The sequence below is a fragment of the Haloarcula vallismortis ATCC 29715 genome (assembly GCF_000337775.1).
Lineage (GTDB): Archaea > Halobacteriota > Halobacteria > Halobacteriales > Haloarculaceae > Haloarcula > Haloarcula vallismortis.
This window is the reverse complement of record NZ_AOLQ01000012.1, coordinates 40,317-62,543: the sequence shown is the minus strand read 5'-3', so window position 1 is coordinate 62,543 and position 22,227 is coordinate 40,317. Positions and strand designations below refer to the sequence as shown.

Here is a 22,227-nt window from a genome sequence, read left to right as displayed (position 1 = left end):
AGCCGCCACGGCTTACGCCTCTGGCACGTTTCGGAGGAACGTAACGATATCAGCCCCGTCAGCACTGAGTCCCCCGCCCTGCGCGACCGTCGGCCGCCCGCCCCCACCGCCACCAAACTCTGTGGTCACCCGCTCGACCACCTCGCTGGCGTCGACGCCGCCGTTCGTTGCGACCCCCAGATACTGGCCGTCAGCATCCACCAGTGCGGCCACGTCGGTATCATCGCCGACGGTCCGCTCCGCTCGGTCGGCCAGCCCGTTCGCATCGAGGCCCGTAACAGTCCCGACGAGCCACGTCCGCCCGTCCGCTTCGATAGCGTCGTCGCGAAGGTCATCGAGACGGGAATCGACGAGGCGCTCTCGCAGGCTCGACACCGTTTCCCGGAGGTCGTTGTGCTCCGATTGGAGTCCGTCGACAGCGGCCGGGAGTTCGGCGACATTCGTATCCAGTGACTGCGCGGCAGTCATCGCCCGCTCGTGCTCGGTCGCCCGCTGGCGGATCGCTCGCGGGCCGACAGCGAACTCGACGCGGGTGAGTCCTTCGCCGGGGTTGGACCGACTGAGTACCGTCACCGGCCCGATTTCCCGCGTGTTCCCGACGTGTGTTCCACCACAGGCTGCCACGTCCCAGTCTTCGATGGTGACGACCCTGACCGTCTCGCCCTTTATTCCTTCCTCAGTCTTCGTGTTGAACGCGATATCGTCGCGGTCCAGTGCCTCGTCACGCGGAATTTCGTCCCAGCTCACGTCGTATGATTCCCAGACGGCGCGGTTGGTCAGCCGCTCGAGTTCAGTGAGTGTCTCGTCGTCGATTTCGGTCGTCGTGTCGAAGTCCACCCGCACCTTCCCGGTGATAGCCGGTCCGAAGTCGCCGTCACCGGCAGCGTCCGGGAGCGTCGCGCTGATGTCGAACCCGCCGTAGCCGAGGTCAGAAAGGAGTCGACGGCCAGCGCCATAGAGAACGTGACTGGCCGTGTGGGCACGCATGCAGTACGTCCGAAACGCTGTGTCAATCTGGCCCTCGACTGTCTCCCCCGTGTCGAAAGACGGCGGTTCGGCCAGCTCGTGAACGATATCGCCGTTTCGGTGCTGGACGTCGATGACCTCAACGCCGCCGAGAGTGCCCCGGTCCGCTGGCTGGCCACCGCCTTCGGCGTAGAAGTACGTCTCCGTTAGCACGACGGCGGTCGAATCGATACTGTCGACGGTCGACGTAAACGTCGTCACAGTGGGCTCGGCCGCGGCTGTTCCCGTCATCAGACGTGGCTACGTCGGCGTGAACAAAAACGTCTGGGCGTGTCCCTGACAGACGGGGGCCTGGAACCACTCAGTCGACAGGAGGGCAGTGCTCGTCCGCATCGGGTCGGTTAGTAGGGGAAGCGACCGACGCCGGTTGCATCGTTATCCACGGCATAATCTGTTGTGTGACACTGTGCCCGTTCCCGATACAGTGCTACTAATTAAGTACCGACACTGTTGCGTACAGTTCATGCACGGGAGTGGGGTCCAGTTGCTGGTGCTCTGGCTTGTTGTTATCTGGCTGGCCGGAGTCGGCCTGTTTCTGGCGCTTCTGTACGCGTTCGGCAGGCGGGACCGACGCGGGCAAGCCCGGGTGTAACAGGGGTGGCTGTACAGGCTCTGCGGTCTGACAGCGGCGTCTGACGCTTGGCTGACGGGCCACCAGCATCGACCCCATGTCTTGCGGTTTTCACTTTCGCCGTGGATTGACTGATTATATGTGTCCTGATGTCCTGTCTGGCAATATGATGGAGCGATTACGCCGGGTCGTAGGGACTGGACAGCCGTCACATCTGGAGTGTCGGCGCTGTGGAACGACCCTCGAAACGGATGGGACGACCTGTCCGGTCTGTGGCTCCAGCAACATCGCACAGTACGACTTCTGACTGGACGGCCACTTTCACGCCCGCTGTTTTCTCTTTCTCCAAACGCTACCGGACGGGCGGCTCTCGTCGACGGTTCATCTATCGACGGAAGAACAGGCCGGCAGACGCACTTACTGCTCAACAGGTTCCCACACGTCAGACGAGATTTTTGCCTCAGCGCTATCCGGGTGGGTCATTGTTAGTTGGCCGCTGGACTCAATCGCGACAAGATCGACGGTGTTGCTCTCCGCGTGGTTCCGCGTCGGGTACGTAAATGGTCGTGACCGCGTCGGCAGATTGCTTATCGACGGGCACTCCGGCGGCGCAACGACATCATCGGCGAACCCATCGGTGTGAATCTTTGACTGTGGTTTGTCTCGACCACGTCTATCAAGCCACTCAAAACATCGCTCCCCAACCGAAGTAGTCTCAATGGCTGAGCGCACGCGGTACCTGACCTGGTCCAGAAGCGAGGGCGACGGCACGTCGCCGTCATCCGGATTGCTCCGGACACCCCGTGGCTCATCCATGGGTGTGAGACTCATGCGCATAGCTAGGGAAGCACGGTACAAAACCGTTGTGTCGCTCCGGTTCAGAGTTCGATTCGTTCGACGATCTGGTTCCCGTCTTCTCGGGTGTTGAGCGCAACGATACGGACGTGTTCCTCCAGACCGGAATCTTTGAGCTTGGCTTTCAGGAGATTGTCGACCTGATAGACGCCAGCCGCGTTGTTCATCGCGATTTCGACGAGGACGGGGTAGTCGTCGCCTAAGCTCAGCGTCACCGTCTCGATAGCTTGGCTGGAGACCGTGTCGATACCACGACCGCCGCGCTTGTAGGGAATCCGCGAACGGCCACGCTCCATATCCAGCGCGTCGGCGACACGAACAACGCCGGCTTCCAGCGTCAACGGGTTTTCCTCGGTATGATGGCAGAGAATCGCGTGGAGCACCTCTCCCTTTATCTGTACCGCCTGACGGACATCGTAGAACTCCGGGAGGATGTCATCAAGGATGTCAGCCGCAAGCGGAATCGAATAATACGGATGTGAATCGCGGTGGACGACGTGTCCGATGTCGTGCAGCGTCGTTGCAAGTGCGATGATGACAGCCTCGTCGGCCTCATCGAGGCCGTGGTCGGCCGCGCCGTTGAACTCGACGCCGCCCTGTTTGAGGAGGTCATACAGACACAGCGCTCGGTTGCGGACGATGCCGATGTGTTTCGCGCCGTGGTCGTTGTACCGCTTGCGCGCGACAGGGTTGATGTTCTGCGCTTCAAGATACGCTTGGATCTCCTCGTTGGTCGTAATGGTGTCGAGAACCGCGTTCAGCCGCCCGTCCGGGAACGCGTGGTCCGCCTCAGGGTCGTAAATTCGGCCTTCGGTATCGTCTCTGTCAACGCTCATACCACATCCCAGACGACCCACCGCGAAAAATCCCCCACCGGCGCGATCAGGTGGCGGCGTCGATAACTTCGTCGTAGTCCGGTTCGACGCCGGGGTCGTCACTGACCCAGGCGTACGTGACTTCCTGGTTCTCGTCGATAACGAAGACGGCCCGCTTGGCTACGTTCGGAACGCCGAGGGACTCAAAGTCCATCGAAATGTCGTAAGCATCGACGATCTCCCGCCCGGAGTCACTGACGAGATCGAATTCGAGTCCCAGTTCGTCCCGGAACGCGTTCTGTGAGAACGGTGTATCGATGCTGACACCGTACAGCGTCGTCCCCGCTTCAGTGAGTTCGCCGAGTCGGTCCTGAAACGAGTTCATCTCGTGACTGCACACGCTGGTGAACGCTCCGGGAAAGAACGCGAGCACAACAGGCCCGTCGTCGAGCGCCTCGGACAGCGTTATCTCGTCAACGTCGCCGTTTGCGATCGGTGCCGTGAAATCAGGCGCAACGTCTCCAACTGAGACCATACTACTGACCTTGATCTAACTAAGTAAAACCCTTTTTGACCTGATCCGATCGCAGTCAGAACTGTGCGAACTTTGCCGTGACCTCGTCGATCCATTCCGGTAGCTCGCGGTCCGCGAGCGTCCCGTCGGCATCACGAGTCGTGACGACATCCGCAATCTCGCCCTCGCGCGTAATATCGAGTCGCCACACCCCATCGGCCTCAATGTCGACCCGAACGACGTCCTCTCCGACGGGTTTGATCGGTCGAATCGTTACCTCTTCTCCGCTTCTGACTTCCATCGTGTGGCTATCGGCCGGCATCTGGTATCTTTGAGCGCCCGACAGTAGTTATATGTCCGGGCAGAAAGTGCATCTCTCCGACACTGTGGCTGGTGAACAGTAGTTCAACGAGCATATAATAGATTGACAGACCCGTGTAGCCAGTACTGCGGGTACGAACCCGCACGCAGGCAGACCCTGCATGTCGGACACGACCACGGACGTTCTGTCACATGCACAGCCCCAGCTATTGGGCCCGTCCCGTGGACACGTTGCGGTCTCTCTGTTGACCTGCCAACCTGAGTTGGCGACACCGAGAACCAAGCGACCGAGTGCCTCCTGTTAGCGCTTCCGAGCCACCCCATTGCCCGCTCCTGTGTCAGGCCTCGCCGGTTCCCGGCAAGGCCGTTTCGACAGGCCAAGCGGCTACGGTTCGGTTTGCATCATCGGTCCGCCTCCGGCCTCCGTCAAATAGTGTCGGAGAGCCGGCCCCGACAGCGGCAAATAGGCCAGTTTGCCGTCCTGAGCAAAAAGGTTATAATAGCAACCACGTAACCTTCGGACACAATGTTAGGGACATCCGGAGTACTGTTCCCGGGGATGCCCGGGACGACGGAGATGATGGTCATCCTCCTCATCGCCGTCCTGCTGTTCGGCGCGAACAAGATTCCAAAACTAGCGCGGTCGACTGGCGAAGCCATGGGCGAGTTCCAGAAGGGGCGAGAAGAAGTCGAGCAGGAACTCGAGGAAATGCGTGATGGCGGCGCTGCAGAAGGGGCCGACGCGTCCACCGTGGACTCGGCCGAATCGACCGAGACGGCGACTGAAACCGAGACGTAATCTCGACCACTTCTCCGTTCTTAGCGGGCTCTAGTGATAACGAAAGGATTTTTCGCCGCTCAATCGACCACCCGATGGGGCGTGTGGCCTAGTGGACCAGGGCGAGGGGTTCCTAACCCCTAGAACGCGGGTTCGAATCCCGCCACGCCCGCTTCGTGGTTCTCGTGTCCGCTCGAAACACACTTGCGGCCGTGGCGTAGCTCGCAAACGCTCCGCGTTTGCTCACTCCCGCCACGCCCGTTTTCCGGCGAGCGACAGTGAGGCGTGAGAACGGTCCGGAGATTCGAACCCTACGAGACGAGCAGAGCGAGTCTCGGTCCGGTTCGAATCCCCCGGTTTCGCTCACTCCCGCCACGCCCGCTCTGCGAGGAGCGGACGCAGCGAACAGCGACCGAACACACGACGCCTGAGATGCCAACGTATAAGTTTAGGCTTGCCTAACTCCTGCTGAAATGGACCGGGAGCCGTCCGAGCGGGCGGATGTCTGTGTCGTCGGGGCCGGGCCGGCAGGTGCACTCATCGCGAGCCGGCTCGCTAGCGACGGCCAGAAAGTGGTCGTGCTGGAGGCCGGACCGCGATTCGACAGGTCGAAGCGAGAGCAACAGATGGAAGAGGCGATTCGGCCAGGCGATCACGGCTCAGTCTGGGAGATGGGTGGCGACCGCGACGCGTTCAGTGCGAGCGGCGACCGGTACTACCCGCTGAATACCTCGCGAGTGAAAGGCGTCGGCGGGTCGACGCTGCACTGGCAGGGGATGGTGATGCGGCTACACCCCACAGATTTCGACGGGAGCCACGACACCGACGATCCGGCGTGGCCGGTCAGCTACGACGACCTGCGACCGTACTACGCTGACGCCGAGCGGGCGTTTGGGGTCGCCGGTGACGCGGACAACCCCTTCGCACCGCCACGTGACGGCGCGTACCCCTTGCCCGGGTTCCCGCCGTCGTACAGCGACTCGCTGTTCGCTGAAGCCTGCGAAGAACTGGGCATCACGATGCACTCTGTCCCCAACGCACGGAATTCCGAGCCATACGACGGCCGTGGACCATGCGTCGGCTACGGGACCTGCCAGCCGGTCTGTCCCTCCGGGGCGAAATACGACGCCAGTGTCCACATCGAGGACGCCGAGGCAGCGGGTGCCAGAGTCATCGACCGCGTGCCGGTCCAGCGCCTCGAAACCGACGCTGACGGACGCGTCGAGGCGGCCGTCTACGCGACGCCGGACGGGACCGAACATCGCCAGAGGGCCCGCGAGTTCGTCATTGCGGCGGGCGGCGTCGAGACGCCACGGCTCCTGCTGCTGTCAGCGGCTGACGAACACCCGGACGGGATCGCAAACAGTTCTGGACTCGTCGGGCACTACTTCATGGACCACCTGTTCGCGGGCGCAGGCGGCACGCTCGACCGAGAAACGCGTCAGAACCACGTCGGCTTTCTCACGAGCGAATGTCACCAGTTCTACGACGACCCCGGCCAGCCGGTCGAGCGCGTCGCAGACGGCGAAACAGTGGTCGAGGCGACCGACGAGGCGCTGTCGCCGCTGAAACTGGAGTTTCTGAACTACGCCGGTCCGTCGCCGGTCGAACTCGCGCTTTCTGGCGAAGAATGGGGTGATACGTTGCTGTCGAGCCTCCGTGAGAGGTACGGCAACAGCATCGCGATGGGCGGACTGGTCGGCCAGCCGCCGCGGAAGGAAAACCGGGTGACGCTGGACACGTCGACGACGGACGACCACGGCAATCCAGTTCCAGATATTCAGTGGTCGTGGGGCGACCGGCTGGAACGGTCGCTGGCTCGCGCGAACGAGATACAACATGCCGTCCTGTCGGAGCTAGGCGTCGACATCTCGTGGACCGTCGGCCCGGGAGACACCGGGCCGGCGTACCATCACATGGGCACGACACGGATGGGAACTGACCCACAGGAGAGCGTGGTCAACCCACAGTTGCAGACTCACGACGTGGCGAACCTCTCAATTGCGTCATCGTCGGTGTTCGTCACCGCTGGGTCCATGAACCCGACGCTGACTATCGCCGCACTCGCACTGAAATGTGCGGACCACGTCGCGGAGCGGCTTTAATCGGCAAATTCAGTGAACACTGCCTTGCTCCGGCGGGTGACCGACCGGAGCCCGGGCGCGCCATGGGCGAGCCACACAGCGACGGCGAGACCGAACAGTCCGAACTGAAACAGGACGTACGGCTCGAAAGAGAGCGACGCGAACTGCTTGACGAAGGAGGTATCGTTGGCGTACGGCGGCGGTGGCTGGAGCGGCCAGACCAGAAAGCGCAGCCACTGGAACTGTGTCAGGTCACCGCCGAGTAATCCGGCCACCGCCGTCGGGCTCATGTCAGTCAGGGTGTGTACGAATGCACCGAGTGTGAACGCAATCGAGAGGTCCGTTCTACGATACCACGCGGCGACACGGTGCAAGACCACGGCAAGCAAGAGAAGCGTGAGCAGCGAATGGGCGAGGGACCGCCCGGACGGCAGGATGCCGAACGTCCAGGCCAGCGGTTTGTCTATCAGGTCCGGGAACTGCGACCCGACCGCAAGAGCGGTCAGCGTCCCTGCAGTCTGGCGACGGGCCGGGCCGATTCGGGTGTAGACGACATACACGAGGTAGGCGACGGCGAGGTGTCCCCACGGCCACATTGGATTTCGGTACGCCGGATAGTGATTTGTATCTGCTGATACAGGTTCGTGAGGAGAGATTCAGAAAACCGCTCGGTCAATCTTCAGTACAGGCCGAGAATCGCGCCGGCGTCAAGCAAGAGCAGAATCGACACGAGAGACGCGCCCAGCAGGAACGGGCGTGCGTTCCGGGCCGGTTCGCGCACTTTCTGCTGGTCGAAGCCGTCGCTGAGCTTCGACGCCGCGACCTCGACGAGGCCGGCCAGAATGAACCACAGGACGATCATCGTGATGACTAGGTGGCCGCGGCCGGTTCCGGTCAGCGACTCGGCGGTGTAGCGGGTCGCCGCCAGATGCCCGCCCGTCAGAAACAGGAGCGTCGCGCTCGCACGCGATACCGTCTGAAGTTTCCCAGTAATCGCCGACAGTGGCCCCGGCGAGGAGTCGCCGTTCATCGCTGTCGGGAGGACAGCATAGGTCATGAACAACACCGTTCCAGCCCACAGCGCGGCGAATATCAGGTGGACCCCGAAGATAGCCGCGTTTACGACACTCATATGCGGCGGTTGGCCGCGACCCTCTTCAACGTCGTGGGTTCGGTGTTGTCACTCCGAGGAGTCGAAGGCGTCGAGGGCGTCCGCGTCACCCGACATATCGAGTTCTTTGACCGCGTCGGTGTCGGCGGAGATGTGCGTCTCGCGGTCCGTGTCGTAGTCCAGTTGGTCGATGAGATGGACGAACGAACCGGGGTCGGGGATGAGGAAGATACGGAGCGAGAATGCGACATCGCTCTCTTTGATGTCGACAAGCGAATCGAGCACGATGGTCAGCGAGTCCCGGCGGACGTGCGAGAGGGCCTTATCTGCGATTTCGGTCGCATCGTCCTGTACGACCGTCGGCGTCCCCATGTTGATTGTCGCGTTCAGCGTGTTCGCGATGCCGTCGATGAAACCCGAGGTGAGGATGTTACACATCTCCTGGAGCGCGGACTCGTGGAGCTGTGTGAACCCGTCGTCGACACTGGACCCGGTCATCAGCTCCGCGATTTCGGCGGCCGTTTCCGTCTCGAAGGTCATCAGGAAGACGCCGTATGGCGGCTCTGTCAGGCGGACGCGGGCGCTGTAGATGTTTCCGCCACCCATCTCAGTGGCGATGTCCTCCGGCTGGACAAACGAGAGGCTCTTGATTTCGACGGCGGCGTCGACGCCGGCCAGCGTCGCCAGCGAGTCGGCGACCTGCTCGGCCCCGTCCTGAATGAGTCGCGTAATGAGCGTGAGTTTCCGAATATCGATGAGAAGCGGCATTGCACGCTAACAGGACCTATGGTGTGTTACCGTTTTCGGTGGCTATAGCTGTCCGCGACTGGGCGGTGATTCACCGTAACGCTCATTACCACTGACTGACACGGACTCGGTGGGGAGCGTGCTATTCCGTGCCGTACCCGTCATCGACGGGTTTCCCACGGGAGGCCGCCAGCGGATTTCTCTGCGAACCTGACTGGCGGAGCCACGGCCACGCCCGATGTGAGCACGCTTAAGCCGCCCCGTCCGTTTTGCACAGCCATGGAACCACGGGACCTCTCCGCTCACACTGTCTATCGGGCAGGTCGCGGTATCGAGGAGGTCGCCCGGGAACTCGGTCTCGACCCGGACGACATGGTGAAGCTGGCGTCAAACGAGAACATGTTCGGGCCGAGCCCGGACGCCGTCGAAGCGATTCGCGGGTCGGCTGAACGGATGCACTCCTATCCGAAGGCCTCCCACGCGGACCTCGTCGACGAACTGGCGGATATGTGGGATATCACGCCCGAACAGGTGTGGCTGAGCAACGGCGGCGACGGCGCGCTCGATTGCCTCGCTCGGGCGATGCTCGACCCCGGACAGGACGTGCTCGTCCCGTCGCCGGGCTTCGCGTACTACGCGATGAGCGCCCGCTATCACCACGGCGAGGTCAACGAGTACACGTTCTCGAAGGCCGACGACTTCGCCCAGACCGCCGACACCGTCCTGAAAGACTACGACGGTGAGCGAATCGTCTACCTCACCAGTCCGCACAACCCGACGGGGGCGGAGTTCACGACCGAAGCCGTCCGAACCGTCGCCGAGGAGACTGACGAGCAGACGCTCGTCGTCGTCGACGAGGCCTACGGCGAGTTCACTAAAAAACCGAGCAAGCGGCCGTTGCTTGATGACCGTGACGACATTGCGCTCCTGCGAACGTTCTCGAAGGCCTACGGGCTCGCGGGAATTCGACTCGGCTATGCGGTCGTCCCCGAGGACTGGGCCGACGCCTACGCCCGCATCAACACGCCGTTTTCGGCCAGTGAACTCGCCTGCCGGGCCGGACTGGCGGCGCTTGACGACGATGAGCACGTCGAGCGCTCCGTCGAAACAGCCGCGTGGGCCCGTGAGTACATCTCCGACGAACTTGACGCGCCAACGTGGGAGAGCGCAGGGAACTTCATTCTCGCAGAAGTCGGCGACGCGGCGGCTGTCGCGGACGCTGCCCAGGAGCGGGGCGTCATCATCCGGGACTGCTCGTCGTTCGGACTGCCTGAGTGCATCCGTATCACCTGCGGGACACGCGAAGATACGGAACGCGCCGTCTCGGTACTGAACGAGGTCATCGAGGTGGTCGAGCCGTGAGAGTCGCCGTTACCGGGACGCCGGGGACGGGCAAGACCACGGCGACGGAGCGTCTCGACACTTCCCTCGACGTTTTTCATCTCAATGACATTATCACGGACGAGGGGTTCTCGATGGGTATCGACGAAGACCGCGGGAGCCTCGTCGCTGACCTCGACAAACTGTCCGAGTGGCTCGATGGCCGCGACGACGTGCTGTTCGAATCCCACCTCGCGCATCACTTCGAGGCCGACCGCGTGATCGTGCTGCGAGCCCACCCCGAGACCGTCGTTGAGCGGCTTCGGGAGCGTGGTGACGACGATTCGAAAGCCTACGAGAACGCGGAATCGGAAGCACTCGATGTCATCCTCGGGGAAGCTGTCGAGGAGCAGGGCATGGAGTCGGTGTACGAGATCGAGACGACGGACCGGGACCCCGACGAGGTGGCGAGTGAAATACAGGCTGTCGTCGACGGGGAGCGCGAGCCGAGTGCGGGGACTGTCTCCTATATCGACTGGCTATGACACTCGACAAGTTCCGTCCGCTGGCTGACCGCGCGCTCGGCCCGTTCGTCAGCGCCGCCAAGGTGGCCGGCCTCTCGCCCAACGGCGTCAGCGTGCTCGCCTTCATTTTGGCGCTCGGAGCGGGCGGGGTGTACGCCGTCGCGACACGGGACCCCCTGCTGTATCTCGGCGGGGCCGTTCTCGTTTTTCTGAACGGCTGGCTCGACCTCGTGGACGGCGCGCTCGCACGGGAACTGAACGTCGCGTCCTCTGGTGGCGACCTGCTAGATCACGTCCTCGACCGCTACGCTGATATCGGAATCATCGTTGGCCTCGCTGCTGGCGTCGGCAAGTGGGAACTGGGCATCGCCGCCGTCACCGGCGTCCTGATGACTTCCTACCTCGGGACACAGGCACAGGCGGTCGGCCTCGACCGCGTGTACGGTGGCCTGCTCGGTCGCGCCGACCGGCTGGCGCTGGTCGGCGTCGTCACTGGCGTTGCGGCGTTCGTCCAGACCTCACTGGTCGGCCTGACGCTGGTCGGCTGGCTACTGGTCGTGTTCGCCGTTGTCGGCCACGTCACCGCCGGACAACGGTTCTATCACGCAATGGCCGCACTGGAGTAGCCAGCGCACCATTTATACCGCGCCCCGTCCAAGCCGTCGGTATGGTTCAGTGCGAGATGTGCGGAACGGAGGTTTCGTCTCCGAACCGCGTCAAAATCGAGGGAGCCGAACTCGACGTCTGTGACGAGTGTACCGATTTCGGCACGGAGGTCAAAACGGAGGAGACGTCGTCCACGTCGACGAAATACTCGACGTCGTCCTCCTCGTCATCGTCGTCGAGTTCGTCCTCCTCGTCGAGTTCTTCGGGTGGTGGCGGGTCCGGTGGCCGCCGCCGAGATATGTTCGACGAGATGGACGAGATCGCACAGGATTACGACGACCGGATCCGTAAAGGCCGAGAGTCACAGGGCCTCAGCCAGGAGGAACTCGCAAAGCAACTCAACGAGAAGGCGAGCCTGATTCGGAAGCTCGAACAGGGGAACTCTCTACCTAGCGACGACGTCCAGAAGAAACTCGAAAGCGCGCTCGAAATTTCCCTGAGCGCCGGCGGCAGCGCCGACGAGACGGAGTGGTCCGGCGGCAGCAGCGACGGCGAGTATACGCTCGGCGACGTCGTGAAACGAAAGGACTAGGTCACAGCTGAAGGTCGTCTTTCTCGACGTCGAGTTCGTCTGCGAGTGACTCGACGTTCGACGAGATTCGCTCGATCTCGTCCTGCAGTGCCTGATACCGGTCGCTGTCCTGCAGTTCACGGTCGGTCTTCTCCACGCGGAGGACGTTTCGCTTGAGCTTTTTCGACGTGAGTGTCCGGAGTCGATCGTTGTACTCCCGGATTTTGTACAGTCGGTCGACGACCTCCTGCAGGTCGTCCCGGGTGACAGGCTTGACGAGGTAGTCGTCGACGCGCATCTCGATGATGTCGAAGTCGGGGTCGATGGCGGTGACCATCGCGACGCGGCATCGAAGGCCTTTCTCTTCGATCTGTGCAAGCACTTCGTTGCCGGAGACGACCGGCATCCGGCGGTCGAGCAGCACGACGTCGACATCGGGCGACAGCAGTTCCAGGCCTTCTTCGCCGCTGTAGGCCGTCTGCACGTGATACTGGTCGGACAGGTAATCGGTGTACAGGTCAGCCAGATGTTGTTCGTCCTCGACTATCAGAACGGTCGGTGTGTCGGCATCCCCTGCTGTCACGGCTTGTCTCGTTTCTTGTCTCGGCTGAATCGTAATAACTGTCATCCCTGAGCGGTGGTCCGGGAAGAAACGAAGGCACAGTGGGAGGGACGCCAAACGGCGGCTTCGCAATCTATTTCCCCACAGCAGCCGGTGCGTTTCGTATGTTCGTCCTTGTCAATCTGAAGGCGTACCCGTGTGACCCAGTCGAGGTAGCGACCGCCGCCGCTGACGTCAGCGACGATTCCGGCGTTCGCGTCGCCGTCGCGCCACAGGCCGCACAGATCGGTGCTGTAGCAGAGACTGGCGTCGAGACGTGGGCCCAGCACGTCAGCGCCGTCGAGCACGGCAGCCACACCGGCAGCACACTCGCCGAGGCTGCCGCCGACGCCGGTGCCGTCGGCACGCTTTTGAACCACTCCGAAAACCGCCTCAAGCTCGCTGACATCGACGGCGCGCTGGATGCCGCCGACCGCGCCGACCTCGAAACCATCGTCTGTGCGAACAACCCCGCACAGATCGGCGCGGCCGCCGCACTCGACCCCGACGGCGTCGCCGTCGAGCCGCCGGAACTCATCGGGACCGGGACACCAGTCAGCAAGGCCGACCCGGACATCGTGACCGGCGCAGTCGACGCCGCCGCTCGCGTCAACGGCGACGTGGACGTGCTCTGTGGCGCCGGCATCTCGACGGGCGAAGACCTCGTCTCGGCGAGCGATCTCGGCGCGACCGGCGTGCTGCTGGCAAGCGGCGTCGCGAAGGCCGACGACCCGCGTGCGGCGCTCGAAGACCTCGTCGAACCGCTGCTGTAAAATCGCCGGTATCGCAGTACTGGCTTTTCAGTCGCCGTTCCCGTCCAGAAACGCCGATTCGAGTCGGGTGACGACCGACTCGACCTCATCTTCGTCGAGCCGGCGGTCGCTCTTCTCTCGGACCAGCTCCGCCAGCCGCGTGTCGTACTTCCCACGGCCGACGTGTTCGACCAGTTCGCGGAGCCGGAGTTCCCTGTTTCGCGCGTAGGCCGCCGTCCGGTCGCCGGAGCCGCCCGCCGAGAAGTGGGCGTTCAGCGGCGTTCCGGGGCCCTGCTCGCGGTAGTACGCGAGCATCCGGCGGGTCTTTCGGTCCAGTTCCTCGATGTCGGCGTACAGGTCGCCGTAGACGGCGGGACCATCGGCATCGGACGGCGTCTCGTCTTCAGCGGACCCAGTCGCCTCGTCCGACTGCTCTGCTTCGACGGCCTCAGCGATAGCCGCTCTCAAGTCCTCGTCGTCGGCCTCAGTAGCGCTGTCACCACTGTCTGGTTCGGTGTGGTCGTTCGCTGGCACGGCCACCGCACCGCTATCTGCACTGTCTCCGTCTGTCGCCACAGCAGCGTTCTCAGCGTGGCCATTCGACACGGGTTCGGCGTCCGCGCTGTGACCAGTCGCGTCTGCGCCGCCACTGGCGCTGCCGCCGTTCATCGCGGCCCCGTCTTCGGCGAAGGCACTGAACGCGTCACCGAACCCGCCGCCGGACGTGGCATCAGCAGTCTCGTCCGGTTCCGAGGGGTGCTCGTCGCGGGGTCCGTCGGCGTCCGTCCCACTATCGGCGGCTGCGTCGCCGTCCGACGTAGACTGATCGGCGAACCGCTCGCGCTGGCGGCGCATCTCCTCCTGTGCCGTCCGGCCGGGGTTGTAGTCCTCGGCCTGATCCAGCATCGCTTCGGTGAACTGCTCGGCCATCCGCGAGAGGTCCCGGGCGTCCTGCAGTTCCGCCTCCAGCTCGGCGATGCGGGAGTTCTTTTGATCCAGCTCTTCGCGGAGTTCCTTGATTCGGTCCTCCGTCTCCTGCTGTTCGTCGCTGATGGTCTCCAGTTCGGAGACGAGGTCGTCGCTGACGGACTTGAGTTCCGGGCGCTCAAAGTCATCAAGGCCGGGTGTCGCGCCGGCGTCGAACGTCTGCTTGCGATGGAACTGGACCCGGCTGACCTGCTCGGCCCAGTCGTTCATCATGAACGCCTCGCCGTCGTCTAAGTCCTCGACGGCGTCGGCATACTTGTTGTCGAGGATGCGTCCGACAACCTTCGTATCGTTGTTCCAGGTCAGGCGGTGCCAGACCAGCCAGTCACACTGGGTGATGTAGTCCTTCTTTACGTCGGCGGGGCGCTGACTGATGCCGACGATGCCAAGCCCGTGTTTTCGGCCGCGCTTCCCGATTTTGATGAGCATCTTCCCGACCTCGCCCATCGATCCCTTCTCAGGCATCCACTCGTGGCACTCCTCGACGAGCATCAGGAAGGGCTGTTTCTGCTTTTTCGCCTTGGCGAACAGTTGCTTGGCGACTTCGGTCAGCAGCGTCTCGGCTTCCTCCTCGTCAAGGAACGACGAGATATCGAGGATGATGGGGACGTTCTGTTCCAGCGCCAGCGAGGCGATTTTGCCGGCGTGGTCTTCGGTGACCTGGATGTCACACTCCTCGTCGCCGCCGACATGGAGGATCTCGTACTCCTCTTTCAGACCGTAGTACTCGCCGTCGATATCGACGATAAGCAGGCCGAACCCGTTGTCCAGTAGTTTCTCGGCGATGACACTCGCCGTGTTTGATTTGCCGGATCCGCTCTTACCGGTGATGAACCCCCGGCCGGTCAGCAGTTCCACCACCGGGAGATTGACAGTCTCTCCCGGTTCCCCGGTCCCACCCGGCCCCGCGCTCGTTGTCGCGACCGTTATCTGTTCGGTCTCTGCCATGCGTTTCTGTCAGGATGGAGACGGGCAGGCCCCATAACTCTCCGTCAGACGACCGTCAACTGTGGAACAGGTCGGGCCACGACCGCGGGGCAACGGCTATTGTGGTAGCACACCTTGTCACAGTCGTTCGGCGGGGGCTGTCCATGGACAGATACGAGACGTTCGTCGAGGGCGGAACGGTGTACGTCGGGAGTGACGACGGCCCGCTGGAGGTGGCGCCGCTGGATGACATCGTCGCGGCCGCTGGCGGCCCAGCCTGGACTATCACTTACTCCGAGGCCGAAAAGGAACGCTACGCCGGCATGGACACCAGCGACGAGGGACTGGTGGTCGACGTGGTCGACATGTTACACGCGATGACCCACAGCCAGCGGTTCGTCGAGACGCTGGCCGCGCATCCGACGGAAGTCCCGGCAGATGACACCATCTCACCGCGAGCGGGCCTGTTCGTCGGGAAACTGCTGGAAAATCTGGAACACGGTGTGGCCTGATCAGAAGTCTGCGAGCGTGGTCTGGCTGGGCGGGAGCGAGATGTGTTTCTCACCGCTCTCTGTCTCCTCGTTCGCCGCATCTCTGGCGGCCTCGCTGCCCCCGTCGCTCTCGGCGAACGTTCCGAGTCCGACCTGACCCCCGTCGTTTTGCTCTGTGCTGTTGGTATTGTCGACACTATCAACCGCCTCCTCGGTTCCGGCGTCACTGCCGAACCCATCTAGATTGGCCTGTTCGCCGGCAGAGAAGTCCAGATTCGAGACGCGGACCCCGACTTTCCGAACCGGGTCGTCGTCGAACTCACCGAGCAGGTCCAGCGCGACTCGCCGGACCAGATCGGGTTCCTCGACTGGACCCGGGAGCGACCGGGCCCGCGTGTTCACGTCGAACGGCGGCGTCACGACCTTGATACCGATAGTCTGGTAGCGAGCGCCCTTTCGTTGTGCGCGGTCAGCGACAGCGTCGGCGAGCGTGCGGACCTGCCGACACTTTGCCTCCATCTCGGCCGTCGCTTCGGTGAACGCGGACTCCCGCGAGAGGCTCTTTGGGTCGCCTTTCGGTGTCACCGACCGCTCGTCCTCGCCGCGGGCGTAGCGGCGTATCTCGCGGCCACGCTCTCCGAAGCGTTCGGCTAGCAGTTCTGGGTCGGCAGCCGCAAGGTCCCCCGCAGTTTCGATATCGAGTGCAGCGAGTTCGCTGGCGGTGACCGGACCGACACCGTGGACATCCTCGACCGGGAGGTCAGCGAAGAACTCTCGGACAGTTCCCGGTTCGACGACGACCAGCCCATCCGGCTTGTCACGGTCGCTGGCCACCTTCGCGGCACTCATCGTCGGAGCAATGCCAACACTCGCGACCACGCCGACCTCTGATTCGATTGTGTCTTTCAGGTCCTGTGCCCACGACTCGACAGTCGCCCACGAGACCTGCTCGGTCACGTCCAGATACGCTTCGTCGATGCTCACCTCGCGGACGATATCCGCTTCCGTATGGAGGATTTCCCGGACATCCGCGGCGACAGACTCGTAGAAGTCCATATCGACCGGGCGGTAGAAGCCGGCGTCTGTGACATCAAGGTCCGGGTCCGCAACAGCCGCAACCTTCCGTGGAAGGCGTTCCAGTGCCTCGGAGATGGCCATCGCTGATTCGACACCGTACTGTCGGGCTTCGTAGCTCGCTGTCGCGACGGCCCCGTGAGTCGCGCCGTTCTCGTATCCCATCCCCACGACGAGCGGTTCCCCGCGAAGTGCCGGCTCACGCCGCTGTTCGCAGGCGGCGTAGAAACAGTCCATGTCGACGTGCGCGACTATCTGCTCGGGTCTGCTGGTCCCAAGTAGCCCCGCAGCGTCCATACTCGACGCTACGCGTACTGGCAGAAAACCCCACCGGCCCTCGCCGACCGTATCAGGTCAGGGCATGGTTCGATGCGTCGAAAGCACCTCGAAAAGCGGGAGCAGGGAAAGTGGTGGGGTGGGGTGTCAGGTGCTCCGTGCGCTGTTGGTTTCGAAGCGATGCGTAGCCGGTGGAGTGGCCAGTCTCCACCGGTGAGTGGTCGTCCGCCGATGCCAATCCCGGATGGTACGACGGTCGTTCCCGCCGGGAGCGTCGGAAGCTCCATGTTAACAACAGTCATGGAAATACTTCAATGTTGGCCGAAATGCTATCTGGCACATACGTTGCGTTCGGTTCGCTCGAAACGTTTTCAGTCCTCTCCACATGACTGCGAGGTAATGACGGAACTGACGGACTCGCTACCGGACAGGCCGCTCTCGACGAGCGAAATCTCTGCCCTCGAAGCACAGCACGACGACTACGGATTTGCCCCGGTCGGGTTCTTCCCCGACCTTGACGTGGTGGCCGCGTTCGTCGTCATCATCAACGGGGACCGTGGCTACAGCCTCGGCTACGACCGCAACGGCGACGGCTGGGTTGTCGTCGAGTCGTTCGAGGATGGTGAGGACTTCGCCGGCGTTACTGATCGCCTGCAAGAGTGGATGGGCGACGACTGGGAGGAGTTCGACCAGACCGCCGTCGAACCGGAGTAACGGCATCAGGTGGCCCCTCAGCCGAGCAGAGAACGGACGCGGCGACACTCAGACGCCGGCACAGCGCATCAGCTCGTTGGTTTTGTGGACTGTCGAATGCGGCGACCGGGATTTGAACTCGACTGCAAATCCTCGCTATCGCTCGGATTTCCGCAGTTCAAATCCCTCAATGAAGCATTTGCTGCTCGTGGATAGACTCGCAGCAAAATGCGGCGACCGGGATTTGAACCCGGGCCATGAGCTTGGAAGGCTCAGGTCCTACCACTAGACCACCGCCGCTTGTTGCTTCGCTTCCTCGCGACGAGGCTCGCGATTCTGTTGGAATCGCTCGCCACCGCCGCACGCTCACTTCGTTCGCGCGCGGCGTGCCTCGCAAATCCGTCGGATTTGCTCACCACCGCCGCTCGTTCCGCGGCATCAACCAACGGAGCGCGAACGTATCCCTTCATAGATGGAAGGCAATTAAGTGCGTTTCCCTTCTGGCTCGACAACCCCGTAACAGTTGCCGCTTGACAGCTCCACCGAGACGAGTCGGAGGTCGCTGTCGGCGACATCACGCTCGAATTCGGCCGGCGCGTAGATGTGATAGAACCGCGGAACGGTCTCGCCGCCGGGGAGCGTCCAGTCGACGGTTGTGTCGAATCCCGCGTCCGCGTCGGTGTCGGCATCGAAGCGGTCGTGAGCCGTGCTCCACGCGCTGACGAGCGCCCGAGCGTCCGGCGCGAGGACGCGCGCCAGTTCGTTCAGACTGGCGCGGCGGGCAGACCGAGACGGGAGGTGATGGAGCGTCGCGACGTACACGGCGAGGTCGACTGTCCCGGCAGCGAGCGGGAGCCGGGTGGCGTCGCCCTGCAGCAGCGCAACGCGGTCGCCGACGCGGTCGGTCGCAGCTTGCAGGAGCGCGCGGCTGGCGTCGAGGCCGACGACACGGCTGGCGACATCCGCGAGCAGTTCCGCGTGGCGGCCGTTGCCACAGCCGACATCGAGCGCCGTTTCGGCACTGCCAGACTCGTCGACGAACGACTCGACCTCCGGCCAGGCGTACTCGCGGGTCTTCGAGAAGTGATCGCCGATGTCCTCGTATGTCCGGCGGACGGCGGCCCGCGAGCGGGCCGGCTCGTCACTGTCGACGCTCGGATCTGAGGATGGCATCGGTCGACCGCGTCACTCCGCGCCGTACTTTTCGGGGTATGCTTCGGCGAGGAGTTCGTCCTCGTCGGCCAGTCGCTCCCGAACCGGGTCGATAACAGCTGAGATGGCGCTTGCGGCCGATGGCTTCAGATCGGCGGGGTGGAGTTCGCCGCTGACGAAGTCCGATTCGACCTCGTCGTAGCTCTCGTAGGTCAGGTCGCCGCCGTATTCTTCGGGGCGCTCGACGACGAACGATTCGCCGCGAACGTCCAGAACCGGGAAGACGAGGTGTTCGAGGTATTCCAGCACGCCGTTCTCCTCGACTTCGCCGGCCGGACAGTACGCCTGATTGATTTTCTCGTCGACCTCGTCGGGGCTGTCGGTGAGGTTCACCTTCGACGCTTCGTCGGAGGCGCTCATCTTGCCGCCCGAGAGGCCAGAGAGGAGCGGCGCGAACAAACAGATCGGCGACTCGCCACCGTGGTCGGGGAGAATTTCGCGGGAGAGCATGTAGATGCCGCGCTGGTCGACGCCGCCGTAGGCGATGTCGGCGTCTAGCGCCTTCACGTCGAGCGTCTGCATCAGCGGGTAGATGAGCCCGCCGAGGTTCGGGCTGTCGGACTCGCGGACGACCTCGCTGGCCGCGCGCTGCGTGCGTGAGATGGTCGTCTCGGCGGCCATCCGGTACATCTCCAGTGTGTAGTCCTCGTCGAGCTGGAAGTCTGTCCCGCGGACGAACTCAACGTCTTCGGGGTCGGCACCGGCCGCTTCAATCATGCCCTCGATGGCCGTCTCGTAGTAGGCCGAGCGGGCATCAAGCAGGTCGAAAGGCGATTTGTTGTCGTCGAGATGGGCGTGCAGGTCCGCGATGAGGACCGTCACGTCGACGCCGGCCCGCAGGAAGTCTGCGAGCTTCCGCATCGTCGTGAAGTGACCGATGTGCATCTCGCCGGTCGGCGCGTAGCCGATGTACGCCGACGGGTCGCTCTCTTCGAACAGCGTCCGCAGTTCGTCCTCGGTGACGACCTCTGTGGTGTGTCGCGTCACCAGATCGAGTCGCTCGGCGGTATCCATACCGCAGTGTGGCCGGTCCGGCGATTAAAACGTTCCTGTCCGGTGTGACGGGCTGTCGAAGTTGGCCGTACTGTTTTATGAGAGCAGGGCACAGTCGGGGGTAAATGTCCCTCCTGTTCGACCACGTCATCGGGTCGTTCGACCTCGACGACGCGTCGTTGTGTGCCGTCACCGACGACGCTCTCGACGACCGCGGCGATGTCGTCCCCGCGCGGCCCGTCGCCGAGTTCGCGGCTCACCACGACAAACTCGCCCATCCCGAAGAAGACTGGGTCTGTATCCCGCTACACGAACCCGACTCGGCCCGACCGACGGGGGAGTACGTCGCCTTCACCGACCACTCGCTACACGGACAGATATTCGTCTTCGAGCGCGACGGCGAGCGGGACTTCGTCGACGTGGACGCCTTCGGAGCCACGGGGCTGGCCGACCGCCTCCGCTTCTGGCATTCGGACTACGTCCCGGAGACGTACCCACCCTCGTACGACTCGCCGATAGACGACAGCGAACCGCCCCGGAATCCGATTCCGTCGGCAGACCTGATCGACGGCCTGCGTTCTCACGTCGAGCGCGAACGTGCGGCGACTCGCCAGCAAAACCGAGAGCGAGCCGAGCGGCGCTCACCTGACGAGGTGTACGGGGCCGGTGGCGATGCAGTCCCCGAACTCCACGCGCGCGGCCGAGATGACGGAGCGTATCGGTTTCGCGTCGACCCACCCGCTGACGTCGCCGCCGGACGGGACGATGACTGGGCGTTTGTCGTTGAATCCGTGTTCGGCATCCACGAGGGGAACGAGGTGCTGATTCACGCCGATGTGGCGAGCGGGCGCGGAGACGGCCCGTTCCCGGTCGCGGCGACGGTCGAGCGCATCCGCGGGCGGTCGGTGTGGCTCGCGGTGGACTGGGCCGAGGTCGACGGGGCGACGGCACTCGAAAGCGCACTCACCGACGGTGCTGCCACCTACGGGCTCACGGCGCTGCTCAATCCCGTTCCGTTCGACCGCGAACGGGCGGCGATTGAGTCACTGACCGACCACCGCTTTCGGGACGTACTCGCTGGCGACCGGTCAATAACCTTCTCGAACGGGGCGGCCGCCCGGAGCGACCAGTTCGACGAGGAACTGAATCAGGAGCAGCAGCTGGCTGTCGAGCATGCACTGCTGGCCGACGACCTGTTCTGTATTCACGGCCCGCCGGGGACCGGAAAGACGCGGACGCTGGTCGAAATCGTCCGACGGGCCGCACAGGCTGGTGAGGATGTGCTTGTGTGTGCGGACTCGAATCAGGCCGTCGACAACCTCGTGGCAGGGTCGTCAACGAGGGACGTGGCCGACCCGCAGTCACTGCACGCCTACGGCCAGCACGGCGACGGCGACTACACGCTCGACCGTGTGAATGCGAGCCAGTCAGCAAACGACGTTGTGCGGCGTGCCTACGGCGACGTGCCGGGCCGGGCCGACGTGGTGGCGGTAACGAACAACAGCGCCGCCACGCTCGCCCGGGAGTTCGACCTGGTGGTACTCGACGAAGCGACGCAGTCCACCTGCGCAGCGTCGTGTATTCCGCTGGTCCGGGCCGACCGCGCCGTCCTCGCGGGCGATCACCGACAGCTCCCGCCCTACAGCGCGAGCGACGAGCCGCCAGCGTCGAGCTACGGCCACTCGCTGTTCGAACATCTCTACGCCGACGGCGGCGTCTACGAGGATGTCGGCCTGCAGCTACAGACCCAGTACCGGATGCACCGGGACATCGCGTACTTTCCGAATCGGCGGTTCTACGACCGGACGCTGCGGAACGGGCGGGCCGTCGACCCGCTTCCCGACCGACCGGCGATAGAGGGGTACAACGTCGGCGGCCGGGTCGAAACGGTCGGGCATTCCAGAACCAATCCCACCGAAGCCCGCCTCGTCGCGCATCTCGTTCGGGACCTGCTGGCGGACGTGCCCGCCGAGGAGATTGGCGTTATCACACCGTACAGCGCGCAGGCGTCACACATCCGGGAACTGCTCGCAGACCGAATCGACGCCGGAGAACGGGTGACTGTTGACACCATCGACTCATTTCAGGGCGGTGAGCGGACGGCCATCATCCTCTCGCTCGTCCGGAGTAACGCCGACGGACACGTCGGATTCCTCGGGCGGCCGGTCGATGGTCCCCGTCGATTAAACGTCGCACTCACGCGGGCGAAGCGCTACTGCGCCGTCGTCGCCGACTGGCACACGCTCCGGTACGACGCCGACGGGAAGTGCACGGACCTCTACAGCGACTTCTACCAGTTCGTCGCGAACACCGACCGTCTGAACGACGTGGACCCCGAGTTCATTCCAGTGTAGCCGGCGAGCGACTGTCCGACTGCG

25 protein-coding genes and 2 tRNA genes are annotated in these 22,227 nt (G+C 63.5%); 13 read left to right on the top strand and 14 right to left on the bottom strand.

Annotation, left to right across the window (positions count from 1 at the left end):
- Nucleotides 1-12: 12 nt before the first annotated feature.
- Nucleotides 13-1,257, bottom strand: coding sequence for an alanyl-tRNA editing protein (locus tag C437_RS04280; RefSeq protein WP_004515657.1), 1,245 nt, complete (start codon nucleotides 1,255-1,257; stop codon nucleotides 13-15).
- Nucleotides 1,258-1,489: 232 nt separating this feature from the next.
- Here C437_RS04280 and C437_RS21045 point away from each other — a divergent pair, with 232 nt between their 5' ends.
- Both C437_RS21045 and C437_RS20465 read left to right on the top strand, forming a co-directional pair.
- Entirely contained in the window at nucleotides 1,490-1,618 is a 129-nt protein-coding gene (locus C437_RS21045) for a hypothetical protein (RefSeq protein WP_004515656.1), read from the top strand.
- Nucleotides 1,619-1,763: 145 nt separating this feature from the next.
- Nucleotides 1,764-1,904 carry a PALP domain-containing protein gene (locus C437_RS20465; RefSeq protein WP_169331080.1) on the top strand — a complete coding sequence of 47 codons (141 nt, stop codon included), beginning with the start codon at nucleotides 1,764-1,766 and terminating at the stop codon, nucleotides 1,902-1,904.
- Nucleotides 1,905-2,014: 110 nt separating this feature from the next.
- Here the strand turns inward: C437_RS20465 and C437_RS04275 are convergent, their stop codons facing one another.
- The 4 genes from C437_RS04275 to C437_RS04260 all read right to left on the bottom strand — a co-directional run bounded on the left by C437_RS04275 (nucleotide 2,015) and on the right by C437_RS04260 (nucleotide 4,103).
- Complete coding sequence (locus C437_RS04275; RefSeq protein ID WP_049919604.1) at nucleotides 2,015-2,413, bottom strand: hypothetical protein; 399 nt, start codon at nucleotides 2,411-2,413, stop codon at nucleotides 2,015-2,017.
- A 62-nt stretch (nucleotides 2,414-2,475) separates the two neighbouring features.
- A complete protein-coding gene (locus tag C437_RS04270; RefSeq protein ID WP_004515653.1) occupies nucleotides 2,476-3,288 on the bottom strand; it encodes an HD domain-containing protein in 813 nt (270 codons plus the stop codon).
- A 46-nt stretch (nucleotides 3,289-3,334) separates the two neighbouring features.
- Nucleotides 3,335-3,802 carry a peroxiredoxin gene (locus tag C437_RS04265; RefSeq protein WP_004515652.1) on the bottom strand — a complete coding sequence of 156 codons (468 nt, stop codon included), beginning with the start codon at nucleotides 3,800-3,802 and terminating at the stop codon, nucleotides 3,335-3,337.
- A 55-nt stretch (nucleotides 3,803-3,857) separates the two neighbouring features.
- The gene (locus C437_RS04260) at nucleotides 3,858-4,103 is read right to left on the bottom strand and encodes a hypothetical protein (RefSeq protein ID WP_004515651.1); all 246 of its coding nucleotides are present in this window, start codon (nucleotides 4,101-4,103) and stop codon (nucleotides 3,858-3,860) included.
- Nucleotides 4,104-4,661: 558 nt separating this feature from the next.
- Between C437_RS04260 and C437_RS04255 the strand changes: the two genes are divergently transcribed.
- From C437_RS04255 to C437_RS04245, 3 genes are all read left to right on the top strand, one after another.
- The gene (locus C437_RS04255) at nucleotides 4,662-4,901 is read left to right on the top strand and encodes a twin-arginine translocase TatA/TatE family subunit (protein WP_004515650.1); all 240 of its coding nucleotides are present in this window, start codon (nucleotides 4,662-4,664) and stop codon (nucleotides 4,899-4,901) included.
- Between the two features lie 77 nt (nucleotides 4,902-4,978).
- Nucleotides 4,979-5,052: transfer RNA gene (locus C437_RS04250), tRNA-Arg, on the top strand.
- 301 nt (nucleotides 5,053-5,353) lie between these two features.
- Complete coding sequence (locus C437_RS04245) at nucleotides 5,354-6,985, top strand: GMC family oxidoreductase (RefSeq protein WP_004515649.1); 1,632 nt, start codon at nucleotides 5,354-5,356, stop codon at nucleotides 6,983-6,985.
- Here C437_RS04245 and C437_RS04240 read toward each other — a convergent pair.
- From C437_RS04240 to C437_RS04230, 3 genes are all read right to left on the bottom strand, one after another.
- Nucleotides 6,982-7,560: a metal-dependent hydrolase gene (locus tag C437_RS04240; RefSeq protein WP_004515648.1), complete on the bottom strand. Its 579-nt coding sequence runs from the start codon at nucleotides 7,558-7,560 to the stop codon at nucleotides 6,982-6,984. The two genes, C437_RS04245 and C437_RS04240, sit on opposite strands and share 4 nt — an antisense overlap.
- An 83-nt stretch (nucleotides 7,561-7,643) precedes the next feature.
- Nucleotides 7,644-8,096, bottom strand: coding sequence for a hypothetical protein (locus tag C437_RS04235; protein ID WP_004515647.1), 453 nt, complete (start codon nucleotides 8,094-8,096; stop codon nucleotides 7,644-7,646).
- Between the two features lie 48 nt (nucleotides 8,097-8,144).
- The gene (locus C437_RS04230; protein ID WP_004515646.1) at nucleotides 8,145-8,843 is read right to left on the bottom strand and encodes a chemotaxis protein CheC; all 699 of its coding nucleotides are present in this window, start codon (nucleotides 8,841-8,843) and stop codon (nucleotides 8,145-8,147) included.
- A 258-nt stretch (nucleotides 8,844-9,101) separates the two neighbouring features.
- On the opposite strand from C437_RS04230, the gene hisC reads away from it, so the two are divergent.
- Genes hisC through C437_RS04210 form a run of 4 tightly spaced genes read left to right on the top strand, consistent with a single transcriptional unit; the run spans nucleotide 9,102 to nucleotide 11,864 of the window.
- Nucleotides 9,102-10,184 (top strand): histidinol-phosphate transaminase, encoded by a 1,083-nt coding sequence (gene hisC, locus C437_RS04225; protein ID WP_004515645.1) that lies wholly within the window; start codon nucleotides 9,102-9,104, stop codon nucleotides 10,182-10,184.
- On the top strand, nucleotides 10,181-10,687 hold the full coding sequence (locus C437_RS04220; RefSeq protein ID WP_004515644.1) for an adenylate kinase family protein: 507 nt from the start codon (nucleotides 10,181-10,183) through the stop codon (nucleotides 10,685-10,687). Before hisC ends, C437_RS04220 begins: the two co-directional genes overlap by 4 nt.
- Nucleotides 10,684-11,292 (top strand): CDP-alcohol phosphatidyltransferase family protein, encoded by a 609-nt coding sequence (locus C437_RS04215; RefSeq protein ID WP_004515643.1) that lies wholly within the window; start codon nucleotides 10,684-10,686, stop codon nucleotides 11,290-11,292. Before C437_RS04220 ends, C437_RS04215 begins: the two co-directional genes overlap by 4 nt.
- Before the next feature lie 41 nt (nucleotides 11,293-11,333).
- Entirely contained in the window at nucleotides 11,334-11,864 is a 531-nt protein-coding gene (locus C437_RS04210) for a multiprotein bridging factor aMBF1 (RefSeq protein ID WP_004515642.1), read from the top strand.
- 1 nt (nucleotide 11,865) lies between these two features.
- On the opposite strand, the gene C437_RS04205 is transcribed toward C437_RS04210, so the two are convergent.
- The gene (locus C437_RS04205; RefSeq protein ID WP_004515641.1) at nucleotides 11,866-12,471 is read right to left on the bottom strand and encodes a response regulator; all 606 of its coding nucleotides are present in this window, start codon (nucleotides 12,469-12,471) and stop codon (nucleotides 11,866-11,868) included.
- A 98-nt stretch (nucleotides 12,472-12,569) separates the two neighbouring features.
- Here C437_RS04205 and tpiA point away from each other — a divergent pair, with 98 nt between their 5' ends.
- Entirely contained in the window at nucleotides 12,570-13,217 is a 648-nt protein-coding gene (gene tpiA / locus C437_RS04200) for a triose-phosphate isomerase (RefSeq protein WP_004515640.1), read from the top strand.
- 27 nt (nucleotides 13,218-13,244) lie between these two features.
- Here the strand turns inward: tpiA and C437_RS04195 are convergent, their stop codons facing one another.
- Complete coding sequence (locus tag C437_RS04195; protein WP_004515639.1) at nucleotides 13,245-15,131, bottom strand: helicase HerA domain-containing protein; 1,887 nt, start codon at nucleotides 15,129-15,131, stop codon at nucleotides 13,245-13,247.
- A 143-nt stretch (nucleotides 15,132-15,274) separates the two neighbouring features.
- On the opposite strand from C437_RS04195, the gene C437_RS04190 reads away from it, so the two are divergent.
- A complete protein-coding gene (locus C437_RS04190) occupies nucleotides 15,275-15,622 on the top strand; it encodes a hypothetical protein (protein ID WP_004515638.1) in 348 nt (115 codons plus the stop codon).
- Here C437_RS04190 and dinB read toward each other — a convergent pair whose 3' ends face one another.
- Nucleotides 15,623-16,972, bottom strand: a complete 1,350-nt coding sequence (gene dinB, locus C437_RS04185) for a DNA polymerase IV (protein ID WP_004515637.1) — start codon at nucleotides 16,970-16,972, stop codon at nucleotides 15,623-15,625.
- A 378-nt stretch (nucleotides 16,973-17,350) separates the two neighbouring features.
- Here dinB and C437_RS04180 point away from each other — a divergent pair, with 378 nt between their 5' ends.
- Entirely contained in the window at nucleotides 17,351-17,665 is a 315-nt protein-coding gene (locus C437_RS04180) for a hypothetical protein (RefSeq protein ID WP_004515636.1), read from the top strand.
- Nucleotides 17,666-17,873: 208 nt separating this feature from the next.
- On the opposite strand, the gene C437_RS04175 is transcribed toward C437_RS04180, so the two are convergent.
- The 3 genes from C437_RS04175 to C437_RS04165 form a co-directional block, all read right to left on the bottom strand.
- Nucleotides 17,874-17,944: transfer RNA gene (locus C437_RS04175), tRNA-Gly, on the bottom strand.
- A gap of 183 nt (nucleotides 17,945-18,127) precedes the next feature.
- Nucleotides 18,128-18,817, bottom strand: coding sequence for a class I SAM-dependent methyltransferase (locus C437_RS04170; protein ID WP_004515635.1), 690 nt, complete (start codon nucleotides 18,815-18,817; stop codon nucleotides 18,128-18,130).
- A 12-nt stretch (nucleotides 18,818-18,829) separates the two neighbouring features.
- Nucleotides 18,830-19,870 (bottom strand): tyrosine--tRNA ligase, encoded by a 1,041-nt coding sequence (locus tag C437_RS04165; RefSeq protein WP_004515634.1) that lies wholly within the window; start codon nucleotides 19,868-19,870, stop codon nucleotides 18,830-18,832.
- Nucleotides 19,871-19,974: 104 nt separating this feature from the next.
- On the opposite strand from C437_RS04165, the gene C437_RS04160 reads away from it, so the two are divergent.
- Entirely contained in the window at nucleotides 19,975-22,203 is a 2,229-nt protein-coding gene (locus C437_RS04160; RefSeq protein WP_004515633.1) for an AAA domain-containing protein, read from the top strand.
- The last annotated feature ends 24 nt before the right edge of the window (nucleotides 22,204-22,227 follow it).